Here is a 25368-nt window from a genome sequence, read left to right as displayed (position 1 = left end):
CGCTGAGCCCTGCCCCCTGGGGCAGGGGCAAGGCTGCTCAGCGCCGCCAGGTTCCCGTACACCGGCCAAGCAGCTCTTCTGTCAGGACCGTGTCCCAACTGTCAGTGGGCCGTGGGGGCCAACGCCGCCAGTCGCGACGCGCAACAGGCCGGCAGTGGGGACGGGCAGGCTACACCACACGCCCGACTGGCGTGTCGCACCCCACACGACTCCAGGCGCCCTCCGCAGTGCCGGCGCTCGCTGTACTCGGCGACGAGCTGCATGACTGTGGGACTCCCGGTTCAGGGGGTGACCTTCAGGAGCGCCGAGCAACCTCAGGCCGCTCATCCTCGTTGCCCCGGTGGCCAAGGGAGGGAGCGGGAGATGGTCACGGCCGAAGTCGCCGGCCTCATCAGGCGTCGGTATCGAGAAGGGATCAGCATTCGCGCAGTGGCCATGGAGCTGGGGATCAGCAAGACCACTGTGCAGCGGCAGCTTCCGCCCGGGGAACGACGAAGCGCGGTCGACGCGGCCCGGCAGCGCCACAAGAACCGGCCGGAATCTCTCGACGCCAGGAAGCTGCGCCTCCAGGTCGTCCAGCTGTACCGATCAGGGATGTCCGCCGCTGAAGTCGCGTCCGCTCTCGGCATCACCACATCCAAGGTCTGGTCGCGATTCCCCCGGCAACTGCGGCGCTCCCGCAGTGATACCGCGGCACTGGCCGGCAGACGTGTCGCTGACCGTCTACCTGAAAGGGAGATCATCCAACGCTATGCGGCTGTGAGTCGCTGACCGCTCTGGGGCTGCGCTATGGGGTTCACTCCCCGACCATCCGACGGCGCATCCCGCAGGACGTGATCCGTCCCCGCGGGCGGATCTCCCCCCTCGCAGCGCAGAGGGCCACGAGATCTACCGACGGAAGAGATCCGTCAGCGCTACCGAAAGGGCGAGAGCGCCTACAGCCTCGCCAAAGCCTTCGCGGCGTCCCAGACAGCCATTCGCTGCGGATTCCCGATGACCAGTGGCGCGGCCTCCCACTCCGGAAATCCGCCCCACCGCCGCCGCAACCAAACCCCGCACGTCGTTCCCCGGCACGCAGGACGATGTACGCGCCACTGGGCGCGTTGCCTCGCGTCCTATGGCCCCCAGCAGAGAGGCCAACCCCCTGCCCGCCGACGAGGCGAAGCCGGCGGAGGAGGGGGGATTCTTCGTGCACCCCGAGCTGAACGGCGAGCCGGCGGAACGCTCCGTCTCCGCACTCGTCGCCTGGGCCGCCCCGCCGGACGCCGAGCCCAAGAAGCGAGACCAAGGGACTGACGGGTGACACGCCGAGCAGACCGGGCTCGCGACGCCCGGCACCGCCCCTCTCCCCCTACCGTCAGTTCCCCTCGGCCTCGAAGGTGCGCAGCAGATCGGCGGCGACGCTCACGGCGATCGTCGCGGGTTCCTTGCTGGTGATGTCGCCCAGCCCGATCGGCGTCTTGATCCGGTCGATGGTGGCGTCGTCGTGACCGCCCTCGGTGACCAGGCGCTTGCGGAACCGCACCCACTTGGCCGCCGAGCCGATCAGCCCGACCGAGCCGAGACGGGATGTGCGCAGGGCGGCGTCGCACAGAGCGGCGTCCTCGGCGTGGTCATGGGTCATGATCAGGACGTGGGTGCCGTGCGGCAGCTCCTCCAGTACCTCCTCGGGCAGCAGCGGCGTGTGATGCACGTGTACCTGCGCCACAGCGTCCGCCAGCACGGCGAGCCGGTCCTTGGTGAGCATGCCGGCGCGGGTGTCGATCAGATGGAGGTCGAGGTCCTGGCGTGCCAGGATGCGCGCCAGTTCCAGCCCGACATGCCCAACGCCGAAGATCGCCACTGCCTGTACCACCGGCAGCGGTTCGAGTAGCACCAGGACCGTCCCGCCGCAGCACTGCACGCCGTGCCGGTTGACCACCTTGTCGTTCAGCGCGAAGTCGATCAGTTCCGGTTCCGGCCCGGCCGCGGCGATCATCTCCCGGGCCCGGTCGATCGCGACGGCCTCGACATTTCCGCCACCGATCGAGCCCCAGGTCTCGGTCTGTCCGACGACGAGTTTCGCACCGGCGTCGCGCGGGGCGTGGCCGCGCACGGTCGCGACGGTCACCAGCACGCCGGACTCCCGGCGTGCCCGCAACCGCGCGACCGCGGCGACCCACGTCATGTCAGGCACCGCTCAGCGCTTCCGCGTCGGTGCGGAGCCGGCCGTCGGCGGCCTGCTCGTCCCCGGTCGGCCCGTCCCCGGCGTGCCCGTTGCGGGACGGATCGCCGTGCCGAGCCGCCTGGATCGCCCAGTACACCGCCTCCGGCGTCGCGGGCGACGCCAGCTCGACACCGACCCCGCCCGGCCCGAACGCGGCCGCGGCCTGCCGCAGTGCCTCGCGCACACAGAACGCGAGCATCAGCGGAGGCTCACCGACCGCCTTGGACCCGTAGACCGCGCCCTCTTCGGTGGCGTTCTCCAGCAGCGTGACGTTGAACTCCTCGGGCATCTCCGAGAAACTCGGCAGCTTGTAAGTGCTCGCGGCCTGGGTCAGCAGCCGGCCGCGGTGCGGGCCATCACCGGAGTCCCAGCGCAGGTCCTCCAGCGTGAGCCAGCCCGCGCCCTGCACGAAACCGCCCTCGACCTGACCGATGTCGATCATCGGGGACAGGCTGTCGCCGACGTCCTGCACGATGTCCACCCGCCGGATGCGGTAGGCGCCCGTGAAACCGTCCACCTCCACCTCGGCTGCGGCAGCCCCATGGGCGAAGTACTTGAACGGTGAGCCCCGGAACGTCTTCGCGTCCCAGTGCAGCCCCTCGGTCCGGTAGAAACCGGCCGCCGACAGCTGGACCCGCTGGAAGTACGCGGTGCGCACCAGGTCGTCCCAGGCCAGCTCCGCGTCGCTGCCCAGAGCGCGCGCGACGCCCTCGACGATCCGGATGTCGGAGGCACTCGTCCCCAGCTGGGTGGCGGCCACCTGCAGCAGCCGCTGGCGCAACTGCTCGCAGGCGTTCTTCACCGCCGCACCGTTCAGATCGGCCCCCGCACTGGCCGCGGTGGCGGAGGTGTTGGGCACCTTGTCGGTGCGCGTCGGGGCGAGCCGCACCTTGTGCAGCGGGATGCCCAGCGAGGTCGCGGCCACCTGCAGCATCTTGGTGTGAAGGCCCTGGCCCATCTCGGTGCCGCCGTGGTTGATCAGGACCGAGCCGTCCTTGTAGATCAGCACCAGCGCGCCGGCCTGGTTGAAGGCCGTGAGATTGAACGAGATCCCGAACTTGAGGCCGGTGACGGCGAGCGCCCGCTTGGTGTGCGGGTGCTCGGCGTTGAAGGCGGCGATCTCACGCTCGCGCTCGGAGACGCGTGCGTCCGCCTTGACCTGGTCCCAGACGGCGGAGATCCGCTCCGGGTGAACGACCGGCTGTCCGTACGGCGTGGACTGACCCCGCCGGTAGAAGTTGCGCTCGCGGAGCTCTGCCGGGTCCAGGCCGAGCAGCGGCGCGCACCGGCCCATGATGTCCTCGATCACCAGCATGCCCTGCGGGCCGCCGAAGCCGCGGAAGGCGGTGTTGGAGACCTTGTTGGTCCTGGCGATGCGTCCGGTGACGCGCGCGTGCGGAATCCAGTAGGTGTTGTCGATGTGGCACAGCGCACGGGCCACCACCGGCTCGGACAGATCGAGGCTCCAGCCGCCGTCCGCGGTCAGGGTGGCGTCCAGGGCCTGGATGCGGCCGTCGGCGTCGAAACCGATCTTCCAGGCGGCGTGGAAACCGTGCCGCTTACCGGACATGGTCAGATCCTGGGTCCGGTTGAGCCGCAGCCGAACCGGCCGGCCGGTCAGCTTGGCACCGAGCGCGGCGACGGCAGCGAACCCGTGGGGCTGCATCTCCTTGCCGCCGAAGCCGCCACCCATCCGCAGACACTGCACGGTCACCTCGTGGCTGCGCAGGCCGAGCACGTGCGCCACGATCTCCTGGGTCTCGGAGGGGTGCTGGGTGCTGCTCTGGACGAACACCTGATCGGCCTCGTCGACATGGGCCAGCGCCGCGTGTGTCTCAAGGTAGAAGTGCTCCTGATCGGAGAACTGGAACTCGCCGGTGAACACGTGGGCGGAGTCGGCGAAGCCGGCGTCCACGTCGCCGGTCACCATCACGGGCCGGGCACCGTGGAAACTGTCCGCCGCGATCGCGTCCCGCAGACTGATCAGGGAGGGCCGCTCGTCGATCTCCACCTCGACGGCCGCCGCACCGAGCCGGGCCCCCTCCAGGGTCTCGGCGAGCACCCAGGCGACCGCGTGGCCGTAGAACATGACCTCGTCGGGGAAGAGCGGTTCATCGTGCTTCATCCCGGCGTCGTTGACGCCGGGCACGTCGGCGCCGGTCAGCACGCGGACCACGCCGGGCACGGCGAGGGCCGGCTCGGTGCGCAGCGCGGTGATCCTGCCATGGGCCTTCATGACCTGGACCGGGTAGGCGTGCAGGACGTCCTTGGTGCGGTGGACCAGGTCGTCGGTGTAGAGCGCGGTGCCGGTGACGTGCTGGAAGGCACTCTCGTGCGGCATCGAGACGCCGACGACAGGATTCTCGGGGCGCTCGGACAGATGGCTCATGAGGAAACCGCCTCGGTGGTCTGGGCGTACAGCTTGAGCAGGCTCTGGCCGAGCATCGCGGAGCGGTAGAGGGAGCTGGCCCGATGATCGTCCATCGGCGTGCCCTCGCCCCGCAGCACCCCGGCCGCGGCCTCGACGGTCTCGGCCGTCCACGGCTCGCCCTCCAGCGCCGCCTCGGTGGCGAGGGCGCGGATCGGGGTGGCGGCCACACCGCCCAGGCCGATGCGTGCCTTGCGTACGGTCCCGTCCTCGACGTCGAGCGCGAAGGCGGCCGCCACGCTGGAGATGTCGTCGAAGCGCCGCTTGGCGATCTTGTGGAAAGCCGTGACCGACGACAGCGGCAGCGGCACGCGCACGGCCCGGATCAGCTCGCCGGGGCGACGCACGCTCTGCCGGTAGCCGGTGAAGTACTCCGCCAGAGGGAGCTCGCGCTCACCGTCGGCGTCGGCAAGCACCACCGAGGCCTCCAGCGCGAGCAGCGCCGGCGGGGCGTCACCGATCGGGGAGCCGGTGCCCAGGTTGCCGCCGAGGGTCGCACCGTTGCGGATGAGCCGGGACGCGAACTGCGGGAACAGCTCCGCCAGCAGCGGGACCCTCCCGTCCAGACGGCGCTCGATCTCGGTGAGCGTCAACGCCGCCCCGATCTCGATGTGCCCGGATTCGACGCGCAGCTCGCGGAGTTCGGACAGCCGGTCGATCGCGACCACGCAATCCGCCCGGCGGGAACGGATGTTGACCTCGACACCCCAGTCGGTGGATCCGGCGACCACCACCGCGTCCGGCCGCTCGCGCAGCACCCGCAGCGTCTCGGCGAGGGTGCCCCTCCGGAGGAACACCCCTTCGCCCGGGGCATATTCGGTGGCGACCGGGGCGGGCGGATCCTGTTCGCGACGCCGTGCCAAGGGGTCCTCGTCGGTCGGCGCGCCGACGGCGAACGCGGCATCGCGAATCGGGCGGTAGCCGGTGCAGCGGCAGAGGTTGCCGCTCAGTGCGTGCAGGTCGAAGCCGTTCGGACCGTGCTCGGCGTCGGTGCTCCCGGCCGGGTCCTCGTGCGCGCAGCGGTCGGGCCGGTAGTACTCGGCCGCCATGCTGCAGATGAATCCCGGTGTGCAGTAGCCGCACTGCGAACCGCCACGGACCGCCATCTCCTCCTGCACCGGGTGCAGGGTGGGCGGCGTTCCGGGTTCGCCGGCGGTGGCGAGTCCCTCGGAGGTGATGATCTCCTGACCGTCGAGTGCCGCGACTGGCACCAGACAGGCATTGACCGCCACCCAGTCGGTGGGCTTGTGCACCCCAGGACGGGCCACCAGGATCGAACAGGCACCGCACTCGCCCTCGGCGCAGCCCTCCTTCGAGCCGGTGAGCGCACGCGCGCGCAGGAAATCCAGCACGGTGGTGTGGGATGAGGCCGGAGCGAGGGGTGTTTCTTTCCCGTTGACCGTGATCCGCGCCCCTACCATGACGGGCCTTCGTTTCGGTGCGCGATCGGTCGGTTCATCATGTTCGCCAATTTCAGGCAGCTTTCTGTGTTCAGGGGCGCCACATGCCGGAGGCGGGCTCGAAGGGGCACGTGACAGCGACGTGCCAGAAGGTGGTGAAAGGAAGATCAGAAGGTGCCACGGAAGGGCACGTCAGAACGGCGAGTCAGCAGCCGTGCGCGATACGACCCGGCACCCAGATTGTGCTGTGGGCGAGGCGACTCAGATCAGTGGCGGTGTACATCCGCTGGTCGCCTCCTCTCGGTCGTGGTGGGTCCACGTCGACCGCAAGTTAGTTGCTGACACCACCGGGGTCAAGAGGGCACCGCCCGCTGCGGAGGAATCCACCTGACGCGTCCCCCGACCTCAGTGCGGCGACGGCGCCCTTGGCGGACCACTAATCGAGGCCTCCGAAGCCGCGGGCACACCCTTGTCGCCCACCTCGCTCCGTACGGCGGCCCGCCCACGTCTCCTGCTTCGCCACGGCCAGCGCAGCGGGCAAGTCCAGGCCCAGGTCCAAGTCCAGGTCCAGGTCCAGGACGGTGATGCCCGGCAAAGCGGCCAAGTGCTCGGCGGTGCCGGGGCGGTCTCGGTCAGCTTCGACGAGCGCGCACGAGGGGGCGTAGAGGAACCAGCCGGTATCGGCGTGCGCACGGTGGATCAGCCGGAAGGCCAGCACGTTACCCTCCCCGGCCGCCGCCATCGCCGACTCGTCCAGCACGATGGCATCGCTTCGCTCACGGGCGCTCCACCCGCGCAAGACGCCGGTCCAGCTCATCATCGAGCTCGCTCTGCTCGGCCGAGTCGGCGCGTACCCGTTTCATGGCCGCCGGCGCCTTCCTCGGAGGCATGGGCGGCATCCTGTGGACGGTGAACTCCCGCACCATCGGCCAGCGCCTCGTCCCCGACGCCATGTTCGGCCGCTACAACGCCGCGGCGCGGCTCTTCAGCTGGGGCGCGATGCCGCTCGGCGCCGGCCTGGTCGGCGTACTGGCCGAATGGCTCGGCATCCGCACCGCCTTCGCCGTCTTCACCCTCGCCACCCTCCTGACCATCGTCCCGTTCCTGCGCACCGTGACCCCACGGGCCCTCGCCGCAGTCGACGCGGCTCCCGCCCTCGACTGACCTCCGACGGGGACCGCCAATCCGGGCATTCGACGGACCTGCCTGACGGGTCGGCGTGCGGATGACATGGCTGTTCGTCACTCGTGTCGGCACCAGCCCGTCACGTCACTGCCTGTCGATGTGGCCACGAGGTCGTTGGGGCCGCACCGCTGACGAGCAGAGGACACGCCTCCGCCGGCACTCCCCCGCAGACCATCGCTCAAGGGAGGTACGTCACTGCCGGGAAGGCCGGGGACGGCCCGTCGAGCAGGTGTCCCCGGCGGTGGCGCAGGTGCTCGTCGAAGAACGCGAGGGGGTACGCCTGCTGGATCTTCACCGCCTGGTCGGGATCGAGGGTGCCGATCACTTCCTGAAGCTGCTGCCCGCTCCATCCGTACAGCTTCGCCACCTGTGGGAACAGTGCCTCGTTGTCACCGTAGGAGATGTGGGCGGCGCCCTGCGCCTGGATGTTCAGCCGCCAGCCCCGCAGGTGCGACCAGAACGCGGCGGCCTCGGGATCCGTGGCCCGGGTGAACTCGGCGGACATCATCATGAACGGCCGGTGCAGGTCGCCGGTCAAGGGCGGGTTCATCTGCATCGGGGCGTCGAGGCTCAGCCCGGCCCGGATACGCTCGTCCGCGAGCGTGGCGCAGGCGGTGGCCGTCCCGCCCTTCGACCAGCCGAACGCGCCCATGCGCCGCGGGTCGAGGGAGCCGAGGAGCCCGGCCGGCAGCTCCTTGTGTTCGACGTCGGGATTGCGCCCGGCGGCGAGCTCCTCGACGCAGTCGAGGACGAAACGCAGGTCGGCGGCGAAGTCCCCGGGGAACGTCGGTGCCGGCCTATCGCGGAGCGGGACGGCGACGCGGCCGTCGGGGAACTCGGTGTACGTGTCGTATTGGTGAGCCACCGTCACCACCGCGTACCCGTGGCTGGCGAGCTCCTGGACCATGACGGTGTGGTCGCCCTGGTGGCTGCGCGCGCCGTGCGAGAACACGACGACGGGCAGCCGCCGGCCCGACCGCCGTACCGGAGCACCCACGTGACCGGCGGTGAGCGGTCCCAGGGAGGCCAGTTCGCTGAACCCCACGTCGGCGAGGAACGCCTGGAATGCGCCGGCCGGCATCCAGGGCGCCACCGGGTACCGCTCGACGTTCCGGGCGGGGTACCAGAGGGTGGCCATCAGCTCGCGGAAGTGCCCCGGGCCCGCGATGCCGTCCGGACGCGACCGGTCGACAAGGTGCAGCTGGACCATGCCCACCGGGTACGGCCCGGTCGGCCCGGGCAACACGAGCCGCGACGCGGCGGGGGTGGGGGCGGGGGCGGCCTGGTCGGCCCACGCGGGGCCGGCAGCGGCGGCAAGCGGCAGAGCGGCACCGGCGGCCAGCGCGGCTCCCAGTATGCCGCGGCGTGTCATGCCCTTACTGCTGATGAACGACGTGGTGGTGGTCATGGAGCCTCCCGTGGTGACGGATCGTCAACCGTGCCGCGACGGGGTGTCCGTGGGCACACAGGAACGCTGTCACGCGACCCTCCCGCGCAGCATCCGCCCACCGTTTGATTGCGACGTGAGGGCATTGGCCCACGGGTTTACACCCTGGGGCTGACGCAGTCACCGCTCGAGGCCGTCGGGCTGCCGGCGCAGACGTAAGCGCTGGAAGCGTCCGCGTGACGGCAGTGCGCGGCCCTCCCCACCCCGGCAGGCCCCTGAAGACCCCGCCGGGGCGGCGGGCGACGACACGGGTACCGGGGCGGCGGGCGGGCGGCGGAGGGGTGAGGGGATCAGTCGGTGTCGATGCCACGCGCGGCGAAGACCTCCGCCGCGTCCAGCACGGCCAGGACGCCGTCCTCCACGAAGGTGACCTCCCGCAGGTTGGGCAGCAGGGCGAGGTCGTCGAGCGAGCGGACGTCGAACAGGTCGTCCTCGCCGTCCCAGGCGGGGGCACAGTGCCTAAAGACGTCCGCCCCGGCGTCGAAGCACAGCTCCTCGACGCGGGCGAGGAGCTCGGCCGGGATCTCCAGGGCCTCGAAATGGGCCCGGGACTCCGCCAGCGCCTCCGTATGGAGGCCGTTTGCCAGGACGTAGGACGCGGGGTCGCCGATCCCCCGCTCGGCCAGCCGCGCGGGCAGGTCGTAGACCGGGAGGAGCGGCTCGAGGCCGTACATGAGCTCCTCGATGACAAGCAGCTTGAAGTTGAAGTCGCGGAACTGGCTCATGAGGCATGAGTACCACGGAGGTACGACACGGCTCCTCCGCCCGGCCCCCGCCGGTCCCCCGGCCTGGCAGAGGAAGACGGCGGACCGGGCCCCCGGCCCGGCCCGGCCCGGCCCCGCTCGGCCTGAGCGGGGCCGGGCCAGCCCCGCTCGGGCCGCCGTGACGGTCAACCCTGCACAAGCGCATGTCGTGGCGGACGTGGAGGCGGTGCAGCTCCAAGGCAGCGACCTGAGTGGTGGCGAGTGGTGGTGGCGAGGGCGCCGTCGAGGCTGCCAGGGCGGGGACGTCCGGGCAGGCGTTCAGCGAGGAGAAAGGTGTCCCGCGGGGCGAGTTTCCCAGCAAGGGCCACCGTGATCAGGGCGGGGAGCGCTGAGAACTCCTCACGGAATGACTCTTTGGGGTCGGTTCCTCGTCGTGGGGTGGTGTCGGGCAGCAGGCCGTCCGTCATGCTGATGACGGCCGGGATCCTGGCCCGGTAGGCTAGTGATCTTCGGCTGGCGCAAGCTCCCGGAGTCCCCAAAGGCGAACGCCCGTGATGAACCTCGATCAGTCCCGCGCACGACTTCGTCTCGGGGCCGCGCTGGGCGGCCTGGCCGTCACCTTCCGCGGGATGACTGCTCGCCCCGACGAGTTCAACTGCGAGTGCCACTGGGGCAGCGCGGAAGACCTCGCGCAACTCAAGGTGGCGGACACGGAGCTGGACCTTGATCTCCTGCAACGCGCATGGCAGGCCACCGACTGGACAGACAAGGCATCCGTGCTGCGCCGGATCCTGCCCCAGTTCGCCTCGGCCCTCGTCAGCGGCGTCATCGAGCCCCACTTCGGCATGGAGAGGGTCGGACTCTCGTTCGCACTCGCCTCCTGGCAGGGGTGGCCTGCCGAGCAGACCGCCGCAGTGGGCGAATTCCTCAATGCCTGGTGGGCGTACACGCTCACGGATCCGGATCCCGTCGTACCCGCACATGACCTCCTCGTCCTGAATGCGGAGGCCACGGGCACCCTGAGCCCGTGGCTCAACACCTGGGAAGCACTGAGCGGCCCTGTGGCCGACCGACACCTGGCCGCGGCGGCAGCCCACTGGGAGTACGAACTGCTCGGCGACCAACTTCCCTGGCGAGCCTGGGAGAACGAGGAGGAAATGCGCGCCGAGCTGACTTCCTGGCTCGTCCGCCACGCGCCTGCCCGGCTCCGTGCCCATGGCGCACCGGAGGACCTCCTTCACCGGATACGGCTGCTCGGTGTCACCGGACCCGACCGCTGGGAGGACCCGCACTGGCCCGGCCACCACTACTGACCCACCAAAGCGCACGATGCTCTCCGGTCACCGCCCAGTTATGTGGGCCTGAACAGGCAGCGTCACAAGATCTGCGAGAGAGTCCCTTCGCGTGCCTGACCCGCCTCAGTCGCCCCACCTGGATCGAGACAAGGCCTGCCCGCCGTCTCACTCAATCCGAGGCACACCCGGTCACAGGCCCCGTCCTGCCTCACATCGGCTGAGACAGGACAGGTCAGCTGTGACAAGCGTCGCCACCAGATGACTGCGCGCATCCCAGGACGAGGAAGGCTCCGTGAATGTCGTCGCGGATCTCCCAACGGATCCGCGGGCGGCGGAACCCGTGCAGGAGGGCGAAGGCACGCTCGACGCGGGCGGCCTACTGCGCCTGTCGCCAGGGCGCTCCCTCAGCCGTCCGTGCGGGCAGCGCCACTGGTTCGTGCCGGAGATCCCGTTCAGCTGGAACAGGATCTGGCAGCGGGCGCACATGACCGATGACGGCATGCCGAATCCACACTTGCCTGCGGACTAGCAGCTACGTCGAACCTGTCAGCCATGCCGTCGACCCTACGCGGCCGCCACCCTTCGGCCAGACGGCACAGTGGCCTCACGAAGTATCCGACGCAGCCTTGAAACGGCCCGTTCACGGAGCACCGCTCTGGCCTCGGGGACCTCTGGACACCCGAGGGCAAGGATCCACGCCCCGCCGGCTCTGACGTCGGGGTGCGCATCTTCGAGAGCACACCTCCCTACCTCGTACACCTCGCTTTCGGAGATGGCGGCAGCCCACTCCTGAAATGCCCCTGGACGCAGTGCCGGTTCAGGTTCACTCCGGGCCCGATCCTGAAGGACCGCAGGAGTCTTAGACGAGTCGAGAAACGCCTGCGCCAGCAGCTGGAGCGCAGCCCGACGGGGGTCTTCGTGGGGGTCGGTGGTGGCACGGTCGGTCAGGAGCGGGAGCGTGCCCGGCGATCAGCAGCGGGGCACAGTACGAGCTCTGGGTCCGCGTCACCGGCCCCTGACACAGGAACCCTGGTGCGCCGTTTCAGCCCGGCCCGTACGGCACATCCCTCGTCGTCCAGCGGCCAAGGACACCGGTCTCCGGTTCGCCCGGAATCGGAAACCCGGGTTCGAATCCCGGCGAGGCCCACCGCGCACCCCTTCCCGCGCGCAGCCAGGAGTGCGATCACGAGCCGGGGCTGCATAGCCTGGGACTGTAGATCTAGCGGCTGGCGGCACACGTCACCGCTGTGACCTGGGGCTCCCGGATCTGTCTCACCACCTGTCGGGGTTGATCAGTCTCACCACGGTGGCGGATCCCCAGAGCTGGGCTCGTCACTCGTTTTCGCCATCGAAGTCGTAGGGCGGGATGGTCCATCGCAACACCATCCCGCCCGCCTCGTCAGCTTCGAGCGTGACTGGATGGACCTGTCCGGGGTCCCGTTCACCGCGGTGTCTGATCGAGCGATCGCCTTGGTCCCATTCGATGCCGAGCAGCGCCGGCCAGCGGGCTCGCCGACGTCACATACTGGGGCGACCGGTACGAGGACAGCGGCAGGGGAGCGCCTTGGGATGGTGCCGTCGCCTCCGCGGCGGCCTGCCGGACTACCGCTCGGCCGGTGTCTTGGGCTGCTCGGAGATCCGGCCTGTTTCTCGTGTGTGCGGGTGGTTCAGGTGCGGGCGAGAGCGGTGAGGATGCGGTGGCGGGGGAGGGTGCGGGCGGCGACGAGGAGGAGGCGGTTGGCCGTGCCGGGCACGACCGTGGGGCGGCTGCGGCGGCGCAGGGCGCGTAGGGCGGTGGCGACGACCTGTTCGGGGGTCTGCACCAAGGCGGCCGGTGCGTCGTCGTGCGACTGCGACTCGGTGGCGGTCATGCCCGGGCAGAGCGCGAGGACGTGGATGCCGGATGCCCGGTGCTCGGACCAGAGTGCCTCGGAGAAGGCGGTGACGAACGCCTTGGTGGCGCTGTAGACGGCGAGGTCCGGCAGCGGGGTGTGGGCAAGGGTGGAGGAGACGTTCAGCAGGGCGTCGCCGGGGCGGGCCTGGGCGAGGAAGGCGTGGGAGAGGGTGACGAGGGCCTCACAGTTGAGGCGCAGCATCTCGTGGGCGTGGGTGAGTGGGGTCGTGGCGAAGGGGCCGGTGGTGGCGGTGCCCACGTTGTTGACCAGGAGGTGGACGCGTCGGTCGGCGAGGAGTTGGGCGGCCTTGTGGAGGCCGTCGGGGTCGCCGAGGTCGGCGGCCAGGTGGTCGTGGCCGGGGCCGAGTTCGGCCATCAGTGCTTGGAGTCGCTCCTCGTTCCGGGCGACGGCGATCACCCGGTGGCCGCTCGCGGCCAGGTGGTGGGCGAAGGCGCGGCCGATGCCGGCGCTGGCTCCGGTGACCAGGGCGGTGGGGCGGTGGGCGGTGTCGGACGGCCGGGGTGTCGCGGCGGTCGGCCGGGTGGTGGTCATGACGGCTGCGTCTCAGTTCGCGGCGGGTCGGGTGGCCGGCTGGAAGCGGAAGGAGACGGCCTCCATCAGGGGCTTGCGCTGGGTCTTCTGGACGGCGGCGATCCGCCACCGGCCGTCGGCCTCGCGCACCACCGTGTACGTGGCGAGCTTGCCCTGCTTGCCGTCCTGCTCCAGGGTGCCGCCCTTGCGGACGTCGCCGCGGGTGACGACCACGGCCGCGTCGGTGCCGCAGAAGCGCAGGTCGGTGATGTCGAGGATCAGCCGGGTGCCCTTCAGGAAGCTGTCGAACAGGGCCTGGTGAGCGCGGCCGATCTCCTCGCCGCCGTGGTAGACGGTGCCGACGTAGGTGACGTCGGTGGCGTCCTCGGTGAAGCAGGCGCCGTACGCGGTGCCGTCGCCGTAGGCCCAGGCTGCGGCGCCGCGCTCCAGCAGGGCGCGGATCGCGGCCGCGTCGGTCGCGCGGGGGTCGGTGGTGTGGTGGTTGGCGGTCATCGTGCCGTCCTCCGGGGTGGGGTGTGCGGTGGTGGTGACGTGCAGGCGCGGGGTGCCGGTGTGCGGGCGGATCCGGTCGGTCACTTCTCGGCCTCGGGCATGGTCGCCGAGTCCCAGAGGAAGGAGAGCCGCTCCATCACGTTCTGGCGCTGGGTGTTGTGGAAGGCGGCGATGCGCCAGCTGTGGTCGCTCTGGCGGACCAGCGTGTAGGACTGCGTCTTGGTCAGCTCGGACGGCTTCTTGGGCGTACTGCCCTTGTAGGTGTCGCCGCGGCTGGTGACGACGGCGGTGTCCGGCCCGTAGAAGCGGATGCCGAGGACGGAGTCGGTGAGCTTGGTGTCCTTGACGAATCCGTCGAACAGGGCGCGGTGGGCGTCGGCGATGTCGCGGCGGCCCTGGTAGTGGGTGCCGACGTAGGTGGTGTAGGTGGCGTCGACGGTGAACTGCTCGCCGTACGTGGTGGCGTCGCCCCGGCCCCAGGCGTCGGTGAGAGCGCGGATGGTGTCGCAGACGGCACGGTGATCGTCGGTGGTGGGCGTGCCGGCCGGGGTGGCGGTGACGGCGGGGGTGACGGCGGTGCAGTCGGTCTGGCCGAGGTTGCGGACGTCGGACGTGGCGTCCAGCCAGAAGTACCCGCCGGCCGCGGCGACAGCGAGGGTGAGGGCAGTGATGCCGAGGGCGCGCTTTACGGTGCGCCGACGGTTGGTGCGCCGGTCGTTCCCGGTGCTCGTCGGGGCGCTCTTCAGGTCGGTCGGCTCGCCCGTCGGGTCGGTCGCCTCGGTGGTGGTGACGGTGCTCATGGTCTCCCCTTCCATGATAACTTCTTTGAAGAAGTTACTTCTTTGAAGATTTCTCTTCATTGAGGAAGAGATTAGGGAGTGGAGGAGCCCATGTCAACGCCTGCCGTGCCATCCGATGCGAGTGAGGTCTACCGCCGGTACCTGAGCGCCGTGATGCTGCACGGCCATGCCAGCGCCAAGGCCTGCGAGCTCGGCGCCACCGACCTCTACGCGCTGAACATCCTTCAACTGACCGGCCCGATGACCCCCGGCGAGCTCGGCACCCGCACCGGCCTCACCACCGGGCCGACCACCCGCCTCATCGACCGCCTCGAACAGGCCGGCTACGTGCGCCGGGCCCCGGACCCCGGAGACCGCCGCAAGGTGATCGTCGAACCGATCGGCAAGCCCGCCGACCTCGACCGGGTCATGGCCCCGGCCCGGCAGCGGATCGGCCAGCTCCTCAGGGGCTACTCACCCGAGCAGCTCGAAGTCCTCTTCGACTACTTCGCCCGCGCAACCGACGCCTACCAGGAAGCCGCCGAGCAGCTGCGCACCCACAACGCCGACTGAAACGCCGACGCGGCGCCGTTGCGCTCTGCCAAGAGCGGCGGGCGCGACCGGGCGGTGTTGGTTGGTGGGCATGACGGCGTGCGGCGTCTCCTTCGGAGGCGGCTCACAACTGACCCAGATGCCTCCGGGGCATCCGGCTCGCGGAAGCCCGATCGACCGCGCTCTTTCAGCTCGCCACCGAGCTGCCCGCCGCCGCCCTCGCCCGCACCCTCGGCATCGACATCGACATCACCGTCGCCGTGAAATGGCAGCGAGCCGCCGCCGGGGACTGGGGGCCTACGCGGCCGAAGTCAGCCGCCGCCACCATGACGTCTGAAATCCGAAGACAAGGGAGCAACACAGATGCTGCTACGTGATGTTGAAGACAGCGACGTCGACGCATACGTCCGGATGCGATGCGACCCGGTCATGATGGCCGAGCTGGGCGGACCGCTGCCTCGCGAAGGCATGGAGGCAAAGGTCCAACGTGATGTTCAACGGGTGGCAGCGGACACCGACTGGACAAAGATGATCGTGCCCGAGGAGGCCGAGCTGGACGTGGTCGCGGGAACCGTGACCTTGTGGCCCCACGACACAGACGGCGAGCGCATCTCCGAGATCGGCTGGATGGTGCTGCCGGAGTACCAGGGACGGGGACTCGGAAAGCAGGGCGTCCGCACGCTGCTTGAGCTGGCCCGCGACGACGGCCGGTGGGGGCTGATACACGCATTCCCCGCAACAGCCAACGCCCCGTCCAACGGCATCTGCCGCACCCTCGGCTTCCGATTCCTCGGCAAGCAAGACGTGCCCTTCGCCGGTCGAGTCCTGCAGACCAACCACTGGGCTATCGACCCTTGCACCGACCTGCCCTGAGGCGGACGAGTCGCTTGTAGCAGCAGACGGCGGCAGCGAGGCCGAGGAAGGCCAGGTAGTTGCGGGGGTGGCGTTCGTAGCTGTGGTTGAGCGGGCGGTAGCCGGTCAGCCAGGCATGATCCGCTCGATGACCCACCGGCGGCGCCCAAGTCGCTCTCAGGACTCGACACCGCGTGATTCGGGGCGCCGGTCAGGCAGCGTGGTCGAATCCGAACCCGATGCTGTAGGACCAGACAGTTTGGGCGCTGAGGAGTGGGGCCTTCCAATTGCCGGTGCCCCGGTAGAGCGACATGTCGCCGTTGCTGCGGATGGCGAGCAGGTCGGGGCGGCCGTCCTTGGAGACGTCTCCGCTGGCGATGAGGTGACTGTAGGTGTTCCAGCCGCCGCCTACGCGCGTGCGAGGGGCGAACGTGCCGTCGCCCTTGCCCAGGTAGCTCCACAGAACGCCCGCGGTGTCGCGTGCGAGGAGATCTCCGGCCGGGCCTCCTGCGATGTTTCCGACGGCGGTGATGTCGTTGTAGACGCCCCAGCCGGCGCCGAGCTTCTTGCGGGCGGTGAAGGGGCTGGTGGCGTTGCCGGTTCCGGGGTGGAGCCAGAGAACGCCCGCCTTGTCAGCGGCGAGGACGTCCGGCCTGCCGTCTCCGGTCAGGTCGCCGCCTCCGGTGATCCGGCTGTAGATCTGCCAGCCGATGCCTACCCTGATGCGGCTGTAGAAGCCGCCCTTGCCGTTGCCGGCGTGGAACCACAGTGCCCCGGAGACGTCTCGGGCCAGGACGTCGCTCACGGCCGAGCCCCCGAGGTTGCCGACCGCCTCGATCCGGTCGTAGGCCTGCCATCCCGGGCCGATGTACTCACGACGGTAAGCGGCCATCTCCAGCTCGCCGCTGTAGTACGTGCTGTCGGTGCGGTACAGGCGGCCGTCTTCGGTCCGCTGGAGGAGGTCGAAGGCGCCGTTGACGTTGAGGTCGTGCGCAGCGGGCCGGCGGACGAGCTTGAAGGAACCAGATGCCTTGAAGTCCAGCGGGGTGCCGTCAGCCGTTTCCGTCGTGATCGTCCAGGTGTAGTCCCCGTCGGGGACGTCGCCCCTCTCGGCGTCGAATGTGTCCCAGGAGAGACGGAACGTGCTCGAACCCGAGGCAGTCCCTATGTGGTCGGTGGTCGTGTGACCTGTGCGGATGTTGCGGATGACGATCTTGGCCCACGTACCGCCCGACAGCTCCCAGTCCAGCCAGATGTACTGGCGGTTGGTCATGTCGATGACGGGCGGCACGCTGTGCCGGATGAGCGTGACATCGTCCTCGGCCGAGGCGGCCACGGCTGCCGGGCTGCTCACGGCGCTCGCGCCGGACGTGACGGCCAGGATGGTGGCGAGGGCAGTGACGAAGCGCCGGGTGGCACCGGGACAGGGCAATTCGCTTCCCCCTCAGACGCATCTGGTGCACCGTGCACCACACTCCTATGACGCATGAGAAGTCGAAAGGTTGTACAGACCTGCACGGCCAATCGGCTTGCACTGTCGTTCACCTGGCCAGCGGGTCGACCGGTGGCCATGGAGAGCCCAGTTGCTCGGCATCATGCGAACTTCCCCGCCTCCCAAGGGCCGGCTTCATGTGCCCGCCCGGCAGGAGGTGGTGCGGCGTTCAGGCCGCCCTCGTCGATCTCTTGCCTGGGCGCGAGCCACCCGACCGGCCACCGGCTCGACCTTGACTCGGCTCGCGTTCTCTCTGCAGGGCAGTGGCCAGCACTGCACGCCGCCCGGCCTTGTCGAGGAGCTCCTGCACAAGCCGATCGGGGCGGAGCCAGATCCCCGTCAGGTGGCGATCTGGCGCCGGTTGACCCGCATGGGAATCTCGGACCCGACCGCCGGCACCGGCGGCCAGCTGACGGAGGCCGCCAGGTGGCTTCAGCTGACTGCTGTGTCCGCAGGATGACATCGCGCCGTCCCGGCGACCTCCCTCGCCGGGACGGCCCCGCAGACCTGTTGGAACCACGAGGGGTGACCGTGGTTGCGTAGCAATGCGAAGGCCCTCGGTTCACCGTCGAACTGGGCGCCGCCATCGACATCGCCGTGACCCGCGGCCTCCACAAGGCCGGTAGCTGGTATGCCTCCCATGTGCTCCACACCTCCGGCTGTGGAGCACAGCGCTTCCTGTGGCCCGTGAGCGCCAGGACCTGTCGTCAAAGTGATCTTGGATTGTGGATCATGGCGGGGATACGCTGCCATGAACTGTCCGATGCCGGGGGGAACTTGTGCAGCCGATGCTGCCAAGAACCTTGCTGGGGCGGCCGCGTCTCGATGACCGGATGGTGCTCAACGGGATCGTGTGGAAGTTCCGCACCGGGATCGCCTGGCGGGACGTGCTCGAGCGATACGCGTCATGGGCCAGTCTCCACACCCGATTCCGCCGGTGGGCGGCGGACGGCACGTTCGAGCGGATGCTCCAGACCGCGCAAGCGCAGGCCGACGCGGCCGGTGACATCGACTGGCTGGTGTCGGTCGACTTCACCATCGACAGCGCCCACCAGCACGCCGCCGGAGCCCGAAAAGAGGGGGCTCGGAGCCCTGCCCTCGGACGGTACCGAGATGGTCTGACCAGCAAAATTCACCTGGCCTGCGACAGCTCGGGCCGTCCGCTCGCGTTCGTACTGACGGGCGGGAACACCAACGACTGCACCCAGTTCACCGCTGTGATGGATGCCATCCGGGTCCCCTGAATCGGGCCGGGACGACCCCGGATGCAGCCGCACCACGTCATCAGCGACAAGGGCTACAGTTCCAAGGCGATCCGCACTTGGCTACGGAGGCGGGGCATCGCGCACACCATCCCCGAGCGGGCCGATCTGGCCGCGAACCGCCACCGTCGGGGAAGCGCCGGCGGGCGCCCGCCCGGCGTTCGATCGGGACTTGTACATGCGGCGCAACGTGGTGGAGCGGTGCTTCAACCGGCTGAAGCAGTGGCGCGGCCTCGCCCCCGCTACGACAAGACCGCCGAGTCCTACCAGGCAGCCGTTGCTCTCGCCGCGCTCTTGATGCGGGCGTGATGTCCCGACGACGAGCGCCTGGTCCTCAGAGATGAAGTTCGGTCTCCCAGGCTTCGAACGGCGGCTCGACCCGATAGCTCCGGTCGCAGCGCGCCCGAATCCACTGCGCGGCCCGGTACTGCGCATCCCCGTCATTCAGCACCATGCCGTTTGCGTCAACCTGCAGCACATTGCCATAGATCGCGAAGACCATCTCCAACGATGAGCCGGAATGAAAAACGGTCGAGCGGTAGTCGAACCCATCGAGCAACTCAAGGTCGATGGTGCCGTTCGCCAGGTAGAAGGCGAACAGTCGAAGCGAAGCGCGCACGTCGACAGGAAGATGTTCCACGCACGCATCATGCATGACTTCCGCACCGTCTCGGCAAGATGTTTTGACGACAAGCCCTAGCGGGCCGGAGGCTTCCCGCGCTGCGTTGATCAGGGGTGCCCTACCCTGACGGAGCTTCGACCGTTCGAGCCAGGGGTGGGGATCCATATGGCAACGCGCACGACCGACGACACGGAGCCGGGGCGGGAGCGGCGACTGTCGGGCCGTCAGGGAACGGGGCGGCTCCGCCCCCTCCTCTCACCCGTCACCGCGCTCCTCATCGTCGGCCTCGCTGCGGGCTGCTCCGCCCTGGGGAGCTCGCTGCGCGTCGTCTGGGAGGCCCCTGTCGACAGCAGCGCCATGAACTACGGCAACGGGGCCTGGCTCGTCGGCGACATGCTCGTACGCAGCCGTTATGACGCAGTCACCGCCTTCGACGCAAAAACGGGGAAGGGCCGCTGGGAGTACGCCACACCCGGACAGGAGCACATCTGCGCCGTCAGCCGCCGGACGGCTGACTCCGTCTTGCTGATCGCCCGGGGGCGCATGACGGACGCAGGCTGCTCGACCGTCGCCGCACTGGACCTCACAACCGGTCGCGAGCGATGGCACACGCCCCGTACCCCGGGAGGGGACCTGACCGAGACGTTCACCGACATGGTCGCCGTCGGTGGCGGGATCGCCGTCCTGCGCGACGCCGACGACATGTGGGCCCTCGACGACGACCTGCGAACCCCCAACGCCCGGCCCGCCGTCTCCGGAACAAAGGCCCTGCGCGCCTTCGACCTGCGGACTGGCGCCCCGCGCTGGACAGCGGCCGTACCCGAGATCTGCGTGCCCGAGCAGGTCGCCGCCGGCGAGCGGCAGGTCGTCGCCGTACTCGCCTGTGGCCGCAGCGAGTTGCGACTCGCCGCGTTCGACCCGGCCGACGGCCGCCAGCGGTGGACCGCGCCCCTCGGCGGCCGGACGACGCCCGCAGCGGACGGGCAGTTGACCCTGCTGTCCGCCGAGCCGGCGGTCGTGCAGACCGGCGGGACGACGGAGGGCCAGCCAGGCGCCTTCCTCGCCTTCGCCGCGGACGGGAAGGCCGCCGGCCGGATCGAGACCACCGGCGTATACGGAACGGTCCAGGCACACACGCCGGCCCTCGTGGCCGTCGTGGACGGGCGGCTCTATCTCGGTGCCGAGAGCAGGGAGCGCGAGGCGTACCGGGACCGCGTGGTCGCCTTCGACCTCACGAGCGGCAGCCAAGTCTGGCTGGAGGACGTGGCCATCGCGGGCGGTCTGCGCGCCCTCGACGTGACCAGCGGCCGGGTGACCGTTCTCGCCGACCGCGGCTCCCGGCACGACGGCCTCGATGAACTGCGGGTACTCGACGCCGCCACCGGCGACGAGAAGGAGAGCATCGACACCGGTGTCGACGTGGACCGGGCACAGGGCGAGCTGGCAGACCTGCTTGTATACGAGGACCTGGTCGTCGCCGTGCGGCAAGATTCAGGGGCGCGCCCCTTCTCGGTGTACGCGCGCAAGTAACGGATCAGCCAGGACGAGGCGGGATCGCTTCCTCCACGGTTGTCCGGGTGACGATCGTCCCGCAGGCCTATCCGGGCGGACATCTCTCCCGCGCGGTGCGGCGACGCACCATGCTCCTGGGAACCGGCGCCGCGCTGCTGCCTGCCGTCACGCCTTCCGCAACGTGAGCTCGGCTTTGTCCGAGGAGGCCTTCCGCGGGTACCACCTTCCATGGACGGTGGCCTGCCGGTTCTGCCACGAGGATGTCCGACGCATCCGCCTCAGCCGAGCAGTAGCCTTACTCAACCGGCCGCCAGACGTCTGTCCGGTGTGGCGGCCCGGGTGGGGTATGTGATCACACGATCCGCTCGTTCTCCGCCTTGGACAGGGCGTGGCGGGTGCGGTTCGATTTCCGTCACCGCGCGCCCCGCAGCTGCTTCAGCATCTGCGCGGACTCGCCGGTGACCGTGTCCACTCCCGCTCGGTCCTCCGGGATCAGGCTCTTGCGCCGGGCGGCCCACGCGCCCTGCGCGGCGGCCAGTTCCGCGACTCGCCCGATGTCGCCCGCCTTCTTAGCCCGGGCGATTAGCCCGGAGTAGGCACCCACCACGTGGCTGATGCCCTCCAGGGCCACCTCGTACGCCGTGCCGTCCTCAGCCGACCACGAGGCCGTCCCCATATCGGCCAGTACCGCGTTCTGCTCCGTCACCATGCTCCCCTGTCCCTGTCTGTCACACACGGGCCGTGACGGTCGACCACCACGGGACGAACGCCCCGACTCTGCCAGAAAGCGCCGACAACGCCCGCGCACTCTTCGCGCCCTCTCCCCCGGACAAGGCCCGAGGCGGGCCCGGATGATCGACGCAGAGCCGCATGAACCGGGCGAGCGGGCACTCCTGGTGCGCCTCGGTTCCGTCACCTCGTGCTCGACCCCACGAGCACATACGGCGCCCCCTCCCAACGCCCTATGCCGAGCTCGCCGTCTCACACCACGGCTGGCCGGTCGCCGAGATCGTGCCGCTGCTCCGCGCGTTCACCGACCGTACGCTCCACGGCTTCACCGACGCCGACCTCGCCGAGCAGGCGGAGGCGATCAGCAGTGGCGCACCGTACGAGCTCCGGGGTCCGCGTCACCCCGCAGGTCAACAGGAGGTGCGGTTTCGCATGGACAGCATCGATGCATGGTGGGCCAACTAGTACGTCTCCTGGAGGAGTAGGGATGCCCCGGCCCCGGTGGTCCAGAGGGGTGTCGTTTGGCCTGGTCACGGTACCTATCAAGCTCCAAGCTGCTACGGATGGGCACGACGTGTCCCTACGCCAGGTGCACGTCGAGGACGGCGGCCGGATCCGGTACCGCAAGACGTGCGAGATCGACGGCCAGGAGCTCCGCGAGGACGAGATCGGCAAGGACTACGAGGCCAGCAAGGGCCACGTCATCCTGATCACGGAGCAGGACCTGGCGGAGATGCCGCTGCCCACCGCGAAGGCCATCGAGATCGTGGCGTTCATCGATCGGGCCTCCGTCGACCCTGTCCAGTACGGCGCCGGCTCGTACTACCTGACCGCCGACGGACAGGTAGCCGCGAAGCCGTACGTCCTTCTCCGCCGCGCGCTCGAGCGCAACGAGAAGGTGGCGGTCGCCACGGTCGCCAAGTTCGCGCTCCGCGGGCGCGAGCGCCTCGGTCTGCTCCGCCCTCTCGGCGATGCGCTGCTGCTGTCCCGTCTGCACTGGGGTGACGAGATCCGCTCCCCCGCCGAGCTCACCCCGCCGGAGACCGAGCTGACCGACGACAAGGTGGAGGGCGCGCTCGCGCCGATGGGCACGATGCTCGTCGAATCGATCGACGAGCTGGACGTCACCGACCACTACACCGAGGCGCTCCACGGGGTCATCGAGGCCAAGGCCGAGCACCGGGCACCGAAGCCCGCCGAGGTCGAGGAGGCGCCGGCAGGGCAGGTCGTCGACCCGATGGCCGCGCTGCGGGCGTCCGTCGCCAAGGCCAAGAAGTCGCGCGGCAAGACGGGGGCGCATGCCACCGTCCACGAGATGCCCGCGCCCAAGAAGAAGGCCGAAGCGTCCAAGAAGACCGCCGCGAAGAAGACAGCGACGGCCAAGAAGGCGGCTCCGAAGAAGGCGGCGTCGCGGCGCCGGAAGTCCGCCTGAGAGGGCGAGGCGAGGATCATGGCAGCGAAGCAGACTGTGCACCACGTGACACCGTCCGGCGAGCGGGCGGCCGCCGCGGGCGTGAAGTGGCAGGTCGAGGGTCGAGAAGGCCGCCGGATGCTGCACGAGCCGCACCGGACGCAGAAGGACGCGCTCGACGCCGCACGCCAGCGGGCCAAGGAGCACACCCCCTCGCAGGTCATCGTCCACGCCCAGGACGGACACATCCGCACCGCGTACACCTACGGCGCCCCTACGGCATCCCCAGGCGAACGCGGTCGCCAGGCAGGACGCGGAGGCCTCTTCTAGGCCTTGTCCGGGCGATCACGAAGGCCGGGCATTCGAGGGCTAGAGAGGACCGCTTCACCGCTTCTGCGGCGGCAGGACACTCCTGCCCCGGCGTGCTGGTGTGCCACGATGGCCTCCAGGAGGCGGGATGCAGTATGTGGGGCTGGGGGCGCTCATCGCGGTTTCTCTGGCGGTATCGATATGTGGTGTGGTCGAGCTTCTCACCGGGTGGATTCATCCCTGGGAGCGAGGCCGGGTCGTGCGCTCTGTGCCCCATGGGCTTGGTCAGGTGCTGACGGGGAGCGGTCTCTGCTGTTTCTTCGGTGTTTTCACCCTCACTCCGTCAGGGAACGCCCTCCCCACGGTCACGGCAGTGGGCGCTGGGCTCTTCCTCACCGGAACCGTCCTGGTCGGTGTGTCCCGTGTTCCAAGCCGCTAGGGCCTGTCCGGCGGATAAGTGTCCGGCGGATCACGTGACTGCCTCGCGCTCGGGTCACCGGTCTGGGCGCGGGCAGGGTGGCCTGAGGGTCCCACCTGGGCGATCTGGCACGACGGGAAGGTATTCCGGTGCGGCGCACCAGAGAGCCCGACTAGCCTCCCTGGCATGCCCCTTGAGATGAACGACACCGTGCGCAGCCTGCTTGACGTGCCGCACCCGGCCGTCTTGTCCACCCTCAACCCTGATGGCAGTCCGCAGAGTTCGGTGGTCTGGGTGAGCCGCGACGGCGGCGAGCTGCTGATCTCCACCGAACAGGGCCGGCGCAAGGAACGAAACATACTCCGCGACCCACGCGTCGGCCTGACCGTCTTCGACCTCGCCAACCCCTACCTGTACGTCGAGATCCGCGGCACGGCCACCGTTACCGAGGACGCCGACCGCGCGGTGGCCGTCCGCATCGCCGAGGAATACCTCGGCCCGGGCGGCGGCAAGGAGTACCTGGAGGCCCCGCCGGAAGAGGTACGAGTGGTCGTCCGCATCACCCCGACCAAGATCCTCGGCAACGCCACCAAGACCGCCTAGATTCTGTCCGGCGAGTCATGGACGGAGCGATAAGCGGATCGCCGCGACTGTGACGTTGCTGTGGAAGACGTAGGCCTTCTTGTCGTAGCGGGTGGCGACATCCCGGGAGTTCTTGCCGGTTGATCGTGCGCTCGACCTCATCGCGGCGTTTGTAGATCTCGTTGTCGAAGCCGGTGGGCCGGCCGCCCTTGCTGCCGCGGCGTTTGCGGATGGCCCGCTGGTCCTTCGGTTTCGGGGATGGTGTGCTTGATCTGGCGTCTTCGCAGGTAGCAGCGGTTGCGCCGTGAGCCGTATGCCTTGTCGCCGTCGAGGTGGTCCGGCGGGGTGCGAAGGTGACCGCTCCGCGGGCGGGCAGCGCGGATGCGCTTCAGGGCCTCGATCATCTGCGGTGCGTCGCCCCTCTGTCCGGGCGTAACCAGGAAGGCCGGCGGCCGGCATCCACCTTCACCCGCGAGATGGATCTTGCTGGTCAAACCGCCCCGGGACCGGCCGAGTCCTTCGTCGGGGTGGTGGTGCCGGGGCGTTGTCCCTTTTCGGGACGGGTGGCCTTTTCTTCCGGGCCCCGGCCGCGTGCTGATGGGCCCGGCAGGACCTCGAGTCAACGCCGACCATGCTCCAGTCGATCCAGCCCGCGAGGTCGGCGTCGGCCTGGACGGCACGCAGGATCCGGTCCCACGTGCCGTCCGCCGACCAGCGCCGGTGCCGTTCGTGGACGGTCTTGGAGGTGTCGAAGCGCTCGGGAAGGTCCCGCCGCGGTATGCCCGTTCGGACCTCGAACAGGATCTCCTTGATGACCTTGCGGTGATCGTTCCACCGTCCTCCACGCTGTCCCAACGCCGGCAACTACGGCTCCAACCGGACCCACTCGGCATTCGTCAGATCACCCCGCCCCACGCCGGGAACAACGATCGACAATCCGACAGTCACATAGTCCGCCGGACGCTGCCTAGCCGATACCTCTTTCACGACAGCGCCCAGACCGGGGCACACTTCGTGAGCAAGCCGAGGTCCTCGACCGCCGCGACAACGCCCCCGGCCAGGCCGAGGGCGGCGGCCACCACGCCTGCAAACCAAGAGCCCCCGCAAACAGCACGCCTACGAAGACGACCCCGCCCTGTCACCGCCCACGAGGCTTTGACCCCCGCCAGCGGCGCGCCCACGGGCCAGAGCGCCGCCACGCTCGCCAAACAGCACGGAGGCACACCCCGCGCCTGGGAACGCCT

Annotated in this window: 23 protein-coding genes, 1 tRNA gene and 3 pseudogenes; 13 read left to right on the top strand and 14 right to left on the bottom strand. The window is 69.6% G+C overall.

Annotated elements, in window-relative coordinates; all coding sequences use genetic code 11:
- Window positions 1–363 precede the first annotated feature (363 nt).
- Window positions 364–771: a helix-turn-helix domain-containing protein gene (locus ACFC0G_RS33415; RefSeq protein WP_376410745.1), complete on the top strand. Its 408-nt coding sequence runs from the start codon at window positions 364–366 to the stop codon at window positions 769–771.
- Window positions 772–1117: 346 nt separating this feature from the next.
- Entirely contained in the window at window positions 1118–1303 is a 186-nt protein-coding gene (locus tag ACFC0G_RS33410) for a hypothetical protein (RefSeq protein ID WP_376410742.1), read from the top strand.
- Between the two features lie 54 nt (window positions 1304–1357).
- Here ACFC0G_RS33410 and xdhC read toward each other — a convergent pair whose 3' ends face one another.
- From xdhC to ACFC0G_RS33390, 4 genes are all read right to left on the bottom strand, one after another.
- Complete coding sequence (xdhC, locus tag ACFC0G_RS33405) at window positions 1358–2167, bottom strand: xanthine dehydrogenase accessory protein XdhC (RefSeq protein ID WP_376410739.1); 810 nt, start codon at window positions 2165–2167, stop codon at window positions 1358–1360.
- Window position 2168: 1 nt separating this feature from the next.
- Complete coding sequence (gene xdhB, locus ACFC0G_RS33400; protein WP_376410737.1) at window positions 2169–4595, bottom strand: xanthine dehydrogenase molybdopterin binding subunit; 2427 nt, start codon at window positions 4593–4595, stop codon at window positions 2169–2171.
- A complete protein-coding gene (locus tag ACFC0G_RS33395; protein ID WP_376410735.1) occupies window positions 4592–6055 on the bottom strand; it encodes a xanthine dehydrogenase small subunit in 1464 nt (487 codons plus the stop codon). Before ACFC0G_RS33395 ends, xdhB begins: the two co-directional genes overlap by 4 nt.
- 415 nt (window positions 6056–6470) lie before the next feature.
- Window positions 6471–6854 (bottom strand): hypothetical protein, encoded by a 384-nt coding sequence (locus ACFC0G_RS33390; RefSeq protein ID WP_376410733.1) that lies wholly within the window; start codon window positions 6852–6854, stop codon window positions 6471–6473.
- Between the two features lie 41 nt (window positions 6855–6895).
- On the opposite strand from ACFC0G_RS33390, the gene ACFC0G_RS33385 reads away from it, so the two are divergent.
- Window positions 6896–7198 carry a hypothetical protein gene (locus ACFC0G_RS33385; protein ID WP_376410731.1) on the top strand — a complete coding sequence of 101 codons (303 nt, stop codon included), beginning with the start codon at window positions 6896–6898 and terminating at the stop codon, window positions 7196–7198.
- Window positions 7199–7397: 199 nt separating this feature from the next.
- On the opposite strand, the gene ACFC0G_RS33380 is transcribed toward ACFC0G_RS33385, so the two are convergent.
- Together ACFC0G_RS33380 and ACFC0G_RS33375 are read right to left on the bottom strand one after the other, a co-directional pair.
- A complete protein-coding gene (locus tag ACFC0G_RS33380; RefSeq protein ID WP_376410729.1) occupies window positions 7398–8627 on the bottom strand; it encodes an alpha/beta hydrolase family protein in 1230 nt (409 codons plus the stop codon).
- 329 nt (window positions 8628–8956) lie between these two features.
- Window positions 8957–9391 (bottom strand): DUF6892 domain-containing protein, encoded by a 435-nt coding sequence (locus ACFC0G_RS33375; RefSeq protein WP_376410726.1) that lies wholly within the window; start codon window positions 9389–9391, stop codon window positions 8957–8959.
- A gap of 608 nt (window positions 9392–9999) precedes the next feature.
- Here ACFC0G_RS33375 and ACFC0G_RS33370 point away from each other — a divergent pair.
- From ACFC0G_RS33370 to ACFC0G_RS33360, 3 genes are all read left to right on the top strand, one after another.
- A complete protein-coding gene (locus ACFC0G_RS33370) occupies window positions 10000–10683 on the top strand; it encodes a hypothetical protein (RefSeq protein ID WP_376410723.1) in 684 nt (227 codons plus the stop codon).
- 274 nt (window positions 10684–10957) lie between these two features.
- Window positions 10958–11194 carry a hypothetical protein gene (locus ACFC0G_RS33365; protein ID WP_376410721.1) on the top strand — a complete coding sequence of 79 codons (237 nt, stop codon included), beginning with the start codon at window positions 10958–10960 and terminating at the stop codon, window positions 11192–11194.
- 537 nt (window positions 11195–11731) lie between these two features.
- Window positions 11732–11811, top strand: a tRNA-OTHER gene (locus tag ACFC0G_RS33360).
- A gap of 521 nt (window positions 11812–12332) precedes the next feature.
- On the opposite strand, the gene ACFC0G_RS33355 is transcribed toward ACFC0G_RS33360, so the two are convergent.
- From ACFC0G_RS33355 to ACFC0G_RS33345, 3 genes are read right to left on the bottom strand one after another with little or no spacing between them, the layout of a single operon-like run.
- A complete protein-coding gene (locus tag ACFC0G_RS33355) occupies window positions 12333–13112 on the bottom strand; it encodes an SDR family NAD(P)-dependent oxidoreductase (RefSeq protein WP_376410718.1) in 780 nt (259 codons plus the stop codon).
- 12 nt (window positions 13113–13124) lie between these two features.
- Entirely contained in the window at window positions 13125–13688 is a 564-nt protein-coding gene (locus ACFC0G_RS33350) for an SgcJ/EcaC family oxidoreductase (protein ID WP_376410716.1), read from the bottom strand.
- Window positions 13685–14404, bottom strand: coding sequence for an SgcJ/EcaC family oxidoreductase (locus ACFC0G_RS33345; protein ID WP_376410714.1), 720 nt, complete (start codon window positions 14402–14404; stop codon window positions 13685–13687). Before ACFC0G_RS33345 ends, ACFC0G_RS33350 begins: the two co-directional genes overlap by 4 nt.
- Window positions 14405–14494: 90 nt before the next feature.
- Here ACFC0G_RS33345 and ACFC0G_RS33340 point away from each other — a divergent pair, with 90 nt between their 5' ends.
- The gene (locus ACFC0G_RS33340) at window positions 14495–14956 is read left to right on the top strand and encodes a MarR family winged helix-turn-helix transcriptional regulator (RefSeq protein ID WP_376410711.1); all 462 of its coding nucleotides are present in this window, start codon (window positions 14495–14497) and stop codon (window positions 14954–14956) included.
- A 342-nt stretch (window positions 14957–15298) separates the two neighbouring features.
- Window positions 15299–15808: a GNAT family N-acetyltransferase gene (locus ACFC0G_RS33335; RefSeq protein ID WP_376410708.1), complete on the top strand. Its 510-nt coding sequence runs from the start codon at window positions 15299–15301 to the stop codon at window positions 15806–15808.
- Here the strand turns inward: ACFC0G_RS33335 and ACFC0G_RS33330 are convergent.
- Window positions 15780–15982: pseudogene (locus ACFC0G_RS33330) on the bottom strand (transposase); the annotation flags it as partial. The gene ACFC0G_RS33335 and the pseudogene ACFC0G_RS33330 overlap by 29 nt on opposite strands.
- 16 nt (window positions 15983–15998) lie before the next feature.
- Window positions 15999–17219, bottom strand: a complete 1221-nt coding sequence (locus ACFC0G_RS33325) for an FG-GAP repeat domain-containing protein (protein WP_376410705.1) — start codon at window positions 17217–17219, stop codon at window positions 15999–16001.
- Between the two features lie 792 nt (window positions 17220–18011).
- Between ACFC0G_RS33325 and ACFC0G_RS33320 the strand changes: the two are divergent.
- Window positions 18012–18850, top strand: a pseudogene (locus ACFC0G_RS33320) (IS5 family transposase).
- 25 nt (window positions 18851–18875) lie between these two features.
- Here the strand turns inward: ACFC0G_RS33320 and ACFC0G_RS33315 are convergent.
- Window positions 18876–19181, bottom strand: a complete 306-nt coding sequence (locus ACFC0G_RS33315; protein WP_376410703.1) for a hypothetical protein — start codon at window positions 19179–19181, stop codon at window positions 18876–18878.
- 147 nt (window positions 19182–19328) lie between these two features.
- Here ACFC0G_RS33315 and ACFC0G_RS33310 point away from each other — a divergent pair, with 147 nt between their 5' ends.
- Window positions 19329–20693 carry a PQQ-binding-like beta-propeller repeat protein gene (locus ACFC0G_RS33310; protein ID WP_376410700.1) on the top strand — a complete coding sequence of 455 codons (1365 nt, stop codon included), beginning with the start codon at window positions 19329–19331 and terminating at the stop codon, window positions 20691–20693.
- A gap of 394 nt (window positions 20694–21087) precedes the next feature.
- Here ACFC0G_RS33310 and ACFC0G_RS33305 read toward each other — a convergent pair whose 3' ends face one another.
- Window positions 21088–21384, bottom strand: a complete 297-nt coding sequence (locus ACFC0G_RS33305; protein WP_376410697.1) for a hypothetical protein — start codon at window positions 21382–21384, stop codon at window positions 21088–21090.
- Window positions 21385–21849: 465 nt separating this feature from the next.
- Here ACFC0G_RS33305 and ACFC0G_RS33300 point away from each other — a divergent pair, with 465 nt between their 5' ends.
- From ACFC0G_RS33300 to ACFC0G_RS33290, 3 genes are all read left to right on the top strand, one after another.
- Window positions 21850–22836 carry a Ku protein gene (locus tag ACFC0G_RS33300; protein ID WP_376410694.1) on the top strand — a complete coding sequence of 329 codons (987 nt, stop codon included), beginning with the start codon at window positions 21850–21852 and terminating at the stop codon, window positions 22834–22836.
- Between the two features lie 18 nt (window positions 22837–22854).
- Window positions 22855–23145 carry a DUF2188 domain-containing protein gene (locus tag ACFC0G_RS33295; protein WP_376410691.1) on the top strand — a complete coding sequence of 97 codons (291 nt, stop codon included), beginning with the start codon at window positions 22855–22857 and terminating at the stop codon, window positions 23143–23145.
- 583 nt (window positions 23146–23728) lie between these two features.
- Window positions 23729–24145, top strand: coding sequence for a PPOX class F420-dependent oxidoreductase (locus ACFC0G_RS33290; RefSeq protein WP_376410688.1), 417 nt, complete (start codon window positions 23729–23731; stop codon window positions 24143–24145).
- Window positions 24146–24160: 15 nt separating this feature from the next.
- Here the strand turns inward: ACFC0G_RS33290 and ACFC0G_RS33285 are convergent.
- Window positions 24161–24988 (bottom strand): annotated as a pseudogene (locus ACFC0G_RS33285) (IS5 family transposase).
- Window positions 24989–25368: the final 380 nt, after the last annotated feature.

The organism is Streptomyces sp. NPDC056169 (assembly GCF_042268445.1).
Classification (GTDB): domain Bacteria; phylum Actinomycetota; class Actinomycetes; order Streptomycetales; family Streptomycetaceae; genus Streptomyces.
This window is presented reverse-complemented; position numbering and strand designations above follow the sequence as displayed.

Excerpts from the sequence above, each read along its gene's own strand:
- ACFC0G_RS33415 (WP_376410745.1), top strand. The coding sequence starts at position 364 with ATGGTCACGGCCGAAGTCGCCGGCCTCATCAGGCGTCGGTATCGAGAA.
- ACFC0G_RS33410 (WP_376410742.1), top strand. The coding sequence starts at position 1,118 with ATGGCCCCCAGCAGAGAGGCCAACCCCCTGCCCGCCGACGAGGCGAAG.
- xdhC (WP_376410739.1), bottom strand. The coding sequence starts at position 2,167 with ATGACGTGGGTCGCCGCGGTCGCGCGGTTGCGGGCACGCCGGGAGTCC.
- xdhB (WP_376410737.1), bottom strand. The coding sequence starts at position 4,595 with ATGAGCCATCTGTCCGAGCGCCCCGAGAATCCTGTCGTCGGCGTCTCG.
- ACFC0G_RS33395 (WP_376410735.1), bottom strand. The coding sequence starts at position 6,055 with ATGGTAGGGGCGCGGATCACGGTCAACGGGAAAGAAACACCCCTCGCT.
- ACFC0G_RS33390 (WP_376410733.1), bottom strand. The coding sequence starts at position 6,854 with ATGATGAGCTGGACCGGCGTCTTGCGCGGGTGGAGCGCCCGTGAGCGA.
- ACFC0G_RS33385 (WP_376410731.1), top strand. The coding sequence starts at position 6,896 with ATGGCCGCCGGCGCCTTCCTCGGAGGCATGGGCGGCATCCTGTGGACG.
- ACFC0G_RS33380 (WP_376410729.1), bottom strand. The coding sequence starts at position 8,627 with ATGACCACCACCACGTCGTTCATCAGCAGTAAGGGCATGACACGCCGC.
- ACFC0G_RS33375 (WP_376410726.1), bottom strand. The coding sequence starts at position 9,391 with ATGAGCCAGTTCCGCGACTTCAACTTCAAGCTGCTTGTCATCGAGGAG.
- ACFC0G_RS33370 (WP_376410723.1), top strand. The coding sequence starts at position 10,000 with ATGACTGCTCGCCCCGACGAGTTCAACTGCGAGTGCCACTGGGGCAGC.
- ACFC0G_RS33355 (WP_376410718.1), bottom strand. The coding sequence starts at position 13,112 with ATGACCACCACCCGGCCGACCGCCGCGACACCCCGGCCGTCCGACACC.
- ACFC0G_RS33345 (WP_376410714.1), bottom strand. The coding sequence starts at position 14,404 with ATGAGCACCGTCACCACCACCGAGGCGACCGACCCGACGGGCGAGCCG.
- ACFC0G_RS33340 (WP_376410711.1), top strand. The coding sequence starts at position 14,495 with ATGTCAACGCCTGCCGTGCCATCCGATGCGAGTGAGGTCTACCGCCGG.
- ACFC0G_RS33335 (WP_376410708.1), top strand. The coding sequence starts at position 15,299 with ATGCTGCTACGTGATGTTGAAGACAGCGACGTCGACGCATACGTCCGG.
- ACFC0G_RS33310 (WP_376410700.1), top strand. The coding sequence starts at position 19,329 with ATGGCAACGCGCACGACCGACGACACGGAGCCGGGGCGGGAGCGGCGA.
- ACFC0G_RS33305 (WP_376410697.1), bottom strand. The coding sequence starts at position 21,384 with ATGGTGACGGAGCAGAACGCGGTACTGGCCGATATGGGGACGGCCTCG.
- ACFC0G_RS33300 (WP_376410694.1), top strand. The coding sequence starts at position 21,850 with ATGCATGGTGGGCCAACTAGTACGTCTCCTGGAGGAGTAGGGATGCCC.
- ACFC0G_RS33295 (WP_376410691.1), top strand. The coding sequence starts at position 22,855 with ATGGCAGCGAAGCAGACTGTGCACCACGTGACACCGTCCGGCGAGCGG.
- ACFC0G_RS33290 (WP_376410688.1), top strand. The coding sequence starts at position 23,729 with ATGCCCCTTGAGATGAACGACACCGTGCGCAGCCTGCTTGACGTGCCG.